8 protein-coding genes and 1 pseudogene are annotated in these 7,569 nt (G+C 49.9%); 3 read left to right on the top strand and 6 right to left on the bottom strand.

The window, feature by feature from the left end:
• The 4 genes and pseudogenes from ACEW8P_RS17170 to ACEW8P_RS17185 form a co-directional block, all read right to left on the bottom strand.
• Positions 1-1,163: pseudogene (locus tag ACEW8P_RS17170) on the bottom strand (hypothetical protein); the annotation flags it as partial.
• Positions 1,164-1,170: 7 nt separating this feature from the next.
• On the bottom strand, positions 1,171-2,181 hold the full coding sequence (locus tag ACEW8P_RS17175) for an endonuclease/exonuclease/phosphatase family protein (protein ID WP_373514302.1): 1,011 nt from the start codon (positions 2,179-2,181) through the stop codon (positions 1,171-1,173).
• Between the two features lie 72 nt (positions 2,182-2,253).
• Positions 2,254-2,730 (bottom strand): GNAT family N-acetyltransferase, encoded by a 477-nt coding sequence (locus tag ACEW8P_RS17180; RefSeq protein WP_373514303.1) that lies wholly within the window; start codon positions 2,728-2,730, stop codon positions 2,254-2,256.
• A 6-nt stretch (positions 2,731-2,736) separates the two neighbouring features.
• A complete protein-coding gene (locus ACEW8P_RS17185) occupies positions 2,737-3,720 on the bottom strand; it encodes an acyl-ACP desaturase (RefSeq protein WP_373514304.1) in 984 nt (327 codons plus the stop codon).
• Positions 3,721-3,839: 119 nt separating this feature from the next.
• Between ACEW8P_RS17185 and ACEW8P_RS17190 the strand changes: the two genes are divergently transcribed.
• Positions 3,840-4,607: a lysophospholipid acyltransferase family protein gene (locus ACEW8P_RS17190; RefSeq protein WP_373514305.1), complete on the top strand. Its 768-nt coding sequence runs from the start codon at positions 3,840-3,842 to the stop codon at positions 4,605-4,607.
• Between the two features lie 136 nt (positions 4,608-4,743).
• The gene (locus tag ACEW8P_RS17195) at positions 4,744-5,211 is read left to right on the top strand and encodes a hypothetical protein (protein ID WP_373514306.1); all 468 of its coding nucleotides are present in this window, start codon (positions 4,744-4,746) and stop codon (positions 5,209-5,211) included.
• Positions 5,212-5,340: 129 nt separating this feature from the next.
• On the opposite strand, the gene ACEW8P_RS17200 is transcribed toward ACEW8P_RS17195, so the two are convergent.
• On the bottom strand, positions 5,341-5,781 hold the full coding sequence (locus ACEW8P_RS17200) for a GNAT family N-acetyltransferase (RefSeq protein ID WP_373514307.1): 441 nt from the start codon (positions 5,779-5,781) through the stop codon (positions 5,341-5,343).
• A 1-nt stretch (position 5,782) separates the two neighbouring features.
• Positions 5,783-6,457: an oxidoreductase gene (locus ACEW8P_RS17205; RefSeq protein WP_373514308.1), complete on the bottom strand. Its 675-nt coding sequence runs from the start codon at positions 6,455-6,457 to the stop codon at positions 5,783-5,785.
• 221 nt (positions 6,458-6,678) lie between these two features.
• On the opposite strand from ACEW8P_RS17205, the gene ACEW8P_RS17210 reads away from it, so the two are divergent.
• Positions 6,679-7,398, top strand: a complete 720-nt coding sequence (locus ACEW8P_RS17210) for a methyltransferase domain-containing protein (protein ID WP_373514309.1) — start codon at positions 6,679-6,681, stop codon at positions 7,396-7,398.
• Positions 7,399-7,569 lie beyond the last annotated feature (171 nt).

Here is a 7,569-nt window from a genome sequence, read left to right on the forward strand (position 1 = left end):
CGCATATACTGAAGTTGCGCGGTTGCTTCCATTATTTGATCAAAACTTTCGCCACGGCGGTTAAGGAACATGAGTGGTCCTATCATCAGGAAGTACGCCAGGCTGGGATAGACCCGTAGTTTAAATTTACGATCGCGGGACCCAATTTTCCAGACCAGCTCGAATGCCCCGCGCTCAGTGGGCGTGCGGGTGAAAATTCCGGCCAGTAGTTCGGGAGCGCTGCGTTTGGGAGTGAGTTCAACTTCTTCGGTTTTCTTTTCAGCCACCGTGTCGAGGTTTCCTACTTCGCGGCCGAAACCCCGGACGAGTCTACCGCTCATGGCCCAAATGGCCAGCAACGGAACTACTAGTAATAACACTACAAACGAAGCGGTCGCAAGATCGAAATTTCCACTTATAATCGATTCCATAACATGACCTACCCACATCGGCGGTGCCAAGTAGTGCCACCAGGCCACGGGCAGAGTCACGGAATTTTCAAAATCGTCAAAATCAATCAGTCTGCCGATGAACTGATAGCTGACTGTGACCAGAACCACGACGACGATCTGTAAAGTGTTGATAATGTTCTGCATCCGCTCAACGGAAGCAAATCGCATAATCAGCAGGTACAACACAGCGGTGAAAAGTACCGATAGAATAGCTATCAGCAGGGAAGCCACCAAGAATACTAGGGCAGAACCCAGACCGAATTTGAGAAAAGTAGCGATAACGCTTGGCAGGGCCACCGCCAGAGCCAGTTGCAATAAGTACACCGCCGCGTGGACGAGCCGTGAGGTGAACAGAGTTTTGCTGGTCACGGGTCTGGTCAAGATGATGCCACTGTCGGAACTGTCCAGGATAACCTGCGAAAAATCAGTGATTAAGATCATCACGACAATGACCATCCCGTAGGCCGACACCAGGGCGTAGGCCGGGACGTGAGAAGGCCAGAAATAAACCATCAGAGCCACAAAACTGGATATCAAGAAGGTGATGACGAGCGTCCAGACGAAGCCCCATTTGCTGTCTTTCTTTTCCTGACCGTTAAAACCCGTCCGTGCGCGACGGTTGTCCATCGTAAGTTTTACATCCAGAATGGCTCGAAGTTGTGGATAGTCGATGCCCGCCCGATTGAAAAGTGGAGCGAGGAGATCGAGAAGGAAAAGAATGGCGCGGTTCATTCTTGTTTTATTCTTTGACTGCCCCAAAAACCAACTCCGCGTAGTAAGGGAAATGATCGGACCCAAAACTTGATAGTCGCTCCAATTTCCTCACTTTGAATTCTTTGGAAACGTAGATGTAATCTAACGGCCAACGCATCCATATTGAGTGGGCGTCGAAAGTATTGTACAACCCCCTTCCGCGACGCAGATCATGCAGGTTGCTCAGCGCTTCGAAGCGTTGGGAATTGTACGACCAGCCCACATCGTTCAGGTCGCCCATGACCAGCGCAGGCAGCGGGCTACTGTCGGCGATGAGACGTCCCGCTTTCATCAGCGCCACCTCTTTTTCGCCCACATTGTCAGGATGTTCGCTGGGCTTAGGTGGAACCGGATGCAAGGTCAGTAGTTGGAATACCGACCCATCGGCGAGCTTTACTTTCGCACGAAAAGAAGGCACGCTATCCTGATTGAAGAAGAGGATTTGATGTTCGTCGAGCGGTAGTTTGGAGTAGAGTGCCATGCCGTACGTGTTGTCTGCCGGATAGCTGATCCGGTGGGGGTACCTTTCATGCAGAGGGCTCAGTTGCTCGGTCCACCATTTGTTTACTTCCATTGCGAGAAATAGGGTAGGGTCTTTTTCGGTAACGATTTCCAGCAAATTATCCACTGACCGATTTTTCATATAGACATTGGCTACCATTACGCTGAGTACTTTCTGGCTATCTACCGAATTGGAGGCACTAGCTGCTGCCTCCGATGAAAATGGGAGGTAGGGCAGAAGAATATAAGTCTGCAATGCGAGTGAAGTAGTTAGCCCCCCGGCGAATAAAAAAGAAGAGGGGTTCCATTTTTTGTTGAAAATCAGGAAAAAGAGCAAGCAGATTGCCAACCCAAGTATTACTTGTAATCTAGGAAAATCCAGAATTTTCAGATACCATCGCGAGCTATCCTCACTCAGCGAAAGCAAGGTAATAGAGATGAGTGCTGTGCCGAATGCCAGTAGCAGATAAAGTGAAAATCTCCTGATTGTCTTCATAATATGGGGACGAAGGATTTATTTTCTAGATCAGGTAGTCCATTCGGTTGCCTGAGATTGTCCGGCGATGCATTAAACCAACTCCCGCTCGAAATACAGAATGCCCGCGTGAGGATTGTAGTTATAGGGAGCAATTTCCCGAAAACCGAACGATTTGTAAAGTCCGACTGCCCATGGCATTTTTGTGCCATGCGTGTCCATCTTCATTAGGGCATACCCCAGATTTCGGGAAGCAACAATGCATTCCTCCATCAATGCCTTTCCAATGCCCAGCCTGCGATAGGAGGGGCGAAGGTACATTCGCTTGAGTTCACAGGTCGTGTCGTTCTCGATTCGGCGCAGGCCCGCGCAGCCTACGAAATTATCGCCGACTTTAACCAGAAAAAGCCCGCCTGTTGGCGGGCCATACATTTGGGGTAGAATCGTGAGTTCATGATCTATATTCTGGAAACTAAGATCGAAGTCCAGTGACGCTAAGTACTCCTTAAAAAGCTCAAAGGCGGCGGCATACTCCAACGCCTTCGAAGCTTGGATGATTGTCCAGTTCATAGGCGGTTAGTCTATCCAACTGAATTCGTAGGCCAGCTCCGGTACTTTGGTACGGTCGGCAATGCGACGGAGGCGGGCGGGTAAGGCCAGCAAGTAGTCACGTGCTTTCTCGGCTTGGTCGTTCAAGTCACGCAAGTGCTGAATTTTCCATTCTTCCAGCAGCGCATCCAGGATGTCGATGTAGTCGTTGGTCGTGTAAACGCCCAATCGTTGGGCGGCATCGGAAAAGTGGGAGAAGGTACCGCCCATTTTCACGCCAGTTTCGCGCAGGAAGTGGGCAGGCATTACGATTTTCTGCCGCATCATATCTTCCAGGGCCAGCATCATCTCGGAAGCGTCTACTTCAAATATTCGGCTGACAAAAGCTTTGTACGCCTTGGCGTGGCGCATTTCATCGGAAGCGATGACGCCGCATATCTTGGATAGATGCGAGTTGCCAAACTGCTTGGCCAGTGTCGCGGTGCGGCGGTGTGAAACGTTGGTAGCCAGTTCCTGAAAGGATGTATAGATAAAGTTTCGGTACGGATCGCGACCAGTACCGATGTCAAAGCCATCGGCGATCAAATACTGCGTGGAAACCTCCATGGCCCGCATGTTTACGCGGCCCGATAGATAGAGGTACTTATTGAGCAAATCGCCATGACGGTTTTCCTCGGCGGTCCAGGAGCGCACCCACTGCGCCCAGCCGTACGGTTCGTTGAGTTGGTCGATGCCCACGACATCCATTAGCCAAGACTCGTAAGTGGGCAGGGCCTCCTCAGTGATCGTGTCGCCGATCAGTACGGCCATGTAGTCGTAGGGCAGTTCGCGGCAGCTTTCCTGCAACAATTTTACTTCAGAGAAGAAATTTTCGGTGGATGAATCGGGCAAAAAATCCGTAGGTTGCCAGTTTTGGTCCACGGGTTTCAGATATTCGCCCAGCAGAGAGTCCAGTTTTTGGCCCACAAACTGCATGACTTCCTTGCGGAGGGCGGAGAGTTCGGTTTGCATGATGATAATGTATATGGTGGAATGGACAAAGGTCGCAAGAACGATTTAAGATACGTAATATTCGTAGGATTTCGCAATCTAATACCCTTTGCCTTAATTTTGCCAAAAAACTGTTCCCCTTGAAAAAAGCTTTAGATTTCCTGCTGAGCATTCTTTACCTGCTCTATTTCGGCATTATGTTGCTGTTATTCCACATCGTGCAATTAGTGGCGTACAATGTTTTCGGAAAAGAAGCTCACAAGAAAACGGTCGTTTGGTTTAACTTTTGCCTGGTTCACGGCTGGTATCTTACGGGTAGTCACGTACATTTCGAGCAACGCACTGTGCTTCCTCAACCAGGTGAGCGCCCCATTATCTTCGTGGCTAACCACCAGAGCATGTTCGACATACCGGGTCTGATCTGGTTTTTGCGGAAATACTACCCCTATTTCGTGTCAAAAATTGAACTGGCGCATGGTATCCCGGGCATATCCTATAATCTTCGAGTAGGTGGCGCGGCACTCATCGACCGCAAGGATGGCAAAAAAGCAGTGATCGAAATCGCTAAATTGGGCCAGCGCATCCACGACGCCAAGGGTTCGGCAGCTATTTTCCCGGAAGGAACGCGCTCCTCGTCTGCCCAGATGAAGCCCTTCGCCGCCGGAGGACTTATGGCCTTGCTCAAAAGGGCTCCTGATGCAATGGTTGTCCCGGTGGTCATTCAAGGGACCGGGAGGTTCAATCCTAAAGGACTTTTCCCGCTCACTTCTTTCACCAAAATGTCGTGGACCGTACTGCCCGGTCTGGAACCCGCCGGAAAAACCCCCGACGAAATAGCGCAAGCCGCGCGGCAAGCCATTCTGGATTATTTAGACTGTACCTACACCAAGACTTGTGAATCGGATTGACTTTCAGCCGACAACTGCTGTCGTGCTGAGGGTGCCAACCAGGTGGTCAAAGTTTTATTAACATATGTTAACAAACCCTCCTTAAACGTCCCCCCTGTCCCGCTCTCTAACCCCCGAATTCCAAAAAAAGAGAGCCATGAAAAATAAAATCACGCTTGCCGCACTGCTCGTTTTATTAGCCACGAGTGCGTTCTCCCAGAGAAATGGCAAGTACGGTGACGACCGCCGCAACAATGATCGGCGTACGAACCGGACCTTCAACCGAAGCGGTGATGATCGCCGAACAGATGTCGCCCGCCTTCCTGCCAACGATCGTCGGGAGGCCCTGCGGATCAATGATCTGCAACGTGAAACCAGAACACGTATCGCCGACGGTATCGCTCAGGGAACGCTCACCTCCCGTGAAGCCATCCGGCTCCTCGACAAATTCGAGAAAATCAATGACAAGGAGCGCCGCTACCTAGCCAACCGCGACCTCAGCCGCCGCGAAACCCGCGAATTGACGCGCGATCTGGAAAAGTTGATCAAAGGAATCCGTTACGAGAACAGGGATCAGCAACGCGATAACGACCGACTCGTGCAGCGACAGACCCGAAGATATTAAAGACCATAGTTAGTTGAAGGTTTAGGGTAGTTAGAAAGGGTGCTTCGTTTCGGGGCATCCTTTTTTGTTTTGTGACCCTTCGGCAGGGGCCGAGTACATACACTCCTGATACCGATAGGAGAAGTACTTTCATCGGCTAACTGTTTTCAATACCAACTTGGCGTGAGTTTTCTGAAAGCCTTCACGTTCGTAAAAACGGTGGGTGTCGTGCCGGGTTAGGTTGGACGTGACTTCAATTTGGGTAGCACCGCAGGTGAAGGCAAATTCCAGGATAGCTTTTATGAATCGCTTGCCGATACCCTGTGAACGGGCCGAAGGATCAATGTACATTTCCTGGATTTCGGCAATGGGGGCGGCGTGATGGAGAAGTAGCTGCACGTGGCAACTGGCCATGCCCACGGGTTGGCCGGCCGACTCCGCGATGAGATAAAGGACGTTTCTATTAACAAGATTAGTCAGGAAAACTTCGTCGAATGCCTCCCTGTTCATACGCTCATTTTCTAATTCGCAGAGCATCTGATAAAGCGCTGTGGCATCGGTAGGTTGGGCGGGACGAATGAGTGTTTGCACGTCAGAAGCGTTGCATTCGATCGGATTCATGAACGAATACCCCCTGAACTACCTGCTCCGTAAGTGGGTCTTGGGCAGCAACCACCATAGCTCTGGCCACTTTGGAGGCCTCAATGGCGCGGTATTTTTTGAGTGGGCCGACCATGACAGGATTGAAGACACGCATAACCGCCTCGCCAATTTTTTCTCCCAGCCTTCTCTCTTCCCGATTACCCAACAGCAGGGAGGGCCGGAAGATATGAAGTGCCGCGAAACCAACTTCCTTCAAATCCGCTTCGACGTTACCCTTCACACGATTGTAGAAAAATGAGGACGTTGGATCGGCTCCCATAGCCGTCACGATCAGGTACTGCGTGGCTCCGTTCTGCTTCGCCAGTCTGGCAATTTGGAGTGGGTAGTCATGATCTACTTTAATAAAAGCTTCTTTTGATCCTGCCTTTTTCATCGTCGTCCCAAGGCAGCAATACACATCATCGCCCTGCACCACGTTTGGCTCAGGTTGGCCGAAATTGTAAACTATCTCGACCAGTTTAGGGTGTTTTTTATCAAACGGTTTCCTCACAAGTACCTTCACCTCCGAATATTGATCCGATTGGAGCAATTGATCTACCAGCTGCTGTCCTATAAGTCCGGTGGCGCCGATTACGAGGGCTGTTTTGGGGGAGGGTTGGTTCATAAGAATTAGCGTTTTTTCAAAAATAGGGTTTTTTGGGATACGCATGTTCGATACGTCCTTATTAAAGAAGAATGGTTAGGGGTTATCCAGAAATTTTAAAATTCTGAAGTGATTAATGATGGTTGGCACGGTATGTGGTTACAAATTGGGAAAAAGTGCCCCGATAAGTAATGATGATAAACGAATACTGCGAAAAAGTGTCTTCAAATCTCCCTAGAAAAGTGCCGAGAAACCGAAGAAGAGCAAAGGCACGGCCATTTTTAAGGCAACTTTACGAAGAATGGTACGCCCGGCTCATTTATGAAATGAAGTGGTTGCCTTCTGGCATGATGATTGAGTTGGGCGCGGGCGGTGGTTTTCTCAAAGATTTAGCTCCTATGGTCGTTTGTACCGATAGTTTGCCTCTGCCTACCAACGATCTCACTTTTTCGCCCGTAAGTATGCCCTTCAACGCTGAGTCGGTTAGTGGCATATTTATGATTGATACTTTCTGTGACCTCCCGGATACTCGCGGCTTCCTGACCGAAGCTAATCGAGTGCTTACACCTGGTGGTAAAATAATCATGATCGAACCTGCCTGCAGTTACTGGGGGCGGCTGGCTGGTTTTATATTTGATCGTAGAAAATTTAACTTGGCCGGAGGATGGTCTGATGGGATTGACGATTCTTCTGAGGAGATAAATTACGCATTGGCGTGGATTGTTTTTGAGCGAGATCGGTCGGTTTTAGCCAAAGCCTATCCCGAATTTTCGGTGGAAAGCATCACCTACCACACGCCATTGAGGTATTTCCTGGGTGGTGGCAACAGATTTGACCATGAACTCGTCCCTTTCTCAGGATTTTCATTTTTTAGCCGAGCTGACGACTGGCTGGCCGGGGTTTCGCCCCATTGGTCGACGTTTATGACAGTGGTAGTTCGCAAGTCATCGCAGTTGAGGTAGTACTGGCAGGGGCTCCCAATTCGTCAAACTACTTATCTTTGCGAATTGAAGAACACTGACTCAATGAATCGAGGAGCGCTACCATCGAAGCCCCAAAAAAACCGACTGCTTGAATTGGACGCTCTGCGAGGGATTGCCGCCGTGAGCGTTATGATCTTTCACTACTCAATC

It is taken from the genome of Persicitalea sp. (assembly GCF_041751555.1).
GTDB lineage: Bacteria > Bacteroidota > Bacteroidia > Cytophagales > Spirosomataceae > Persicitalea.

Bases quoted from the DNA above. Each gene is read 5' to 3' on its own strand.
- ACEW8P_RS17175 (WP_373514302.1), bottom strand. From the start codon at position 2,181: ATGAAGACAATCAGGAGATTTTCACTTTATCTGCTACTGGCATTCGGC.
- ACEW8P_RS17180 (WP_373514303.1), bottom strand. From the start codon at position 2,730: ATGAACTGGACAATCATCCAAGCTTCGAAGGCGTTGGAGTATGCCGCC.
- ACEW8P_RS17185 (WP_373514304.1), bottom strand. From the start codon at position 3,720: ATGCAAACCGAACTCTCCGCCCTCCGCAAGGAAGTCATGCAGTTTGTG.
- ACEW8P_RS17195 (WP_373514306.1), top strand. From the start codon at position 4,744: ATGAAAAATAAAATCACGCTTGCCGCACTGCTCGTTTTATTAGCCACG.
- ACEW8P_RS17205 (WP_373514308.1), bottom strand. From the start codon at position 6,457: ATGAACCAACCCTCCCCCAAAACAGCCCTCGTAATCGGCGCCACCGGA.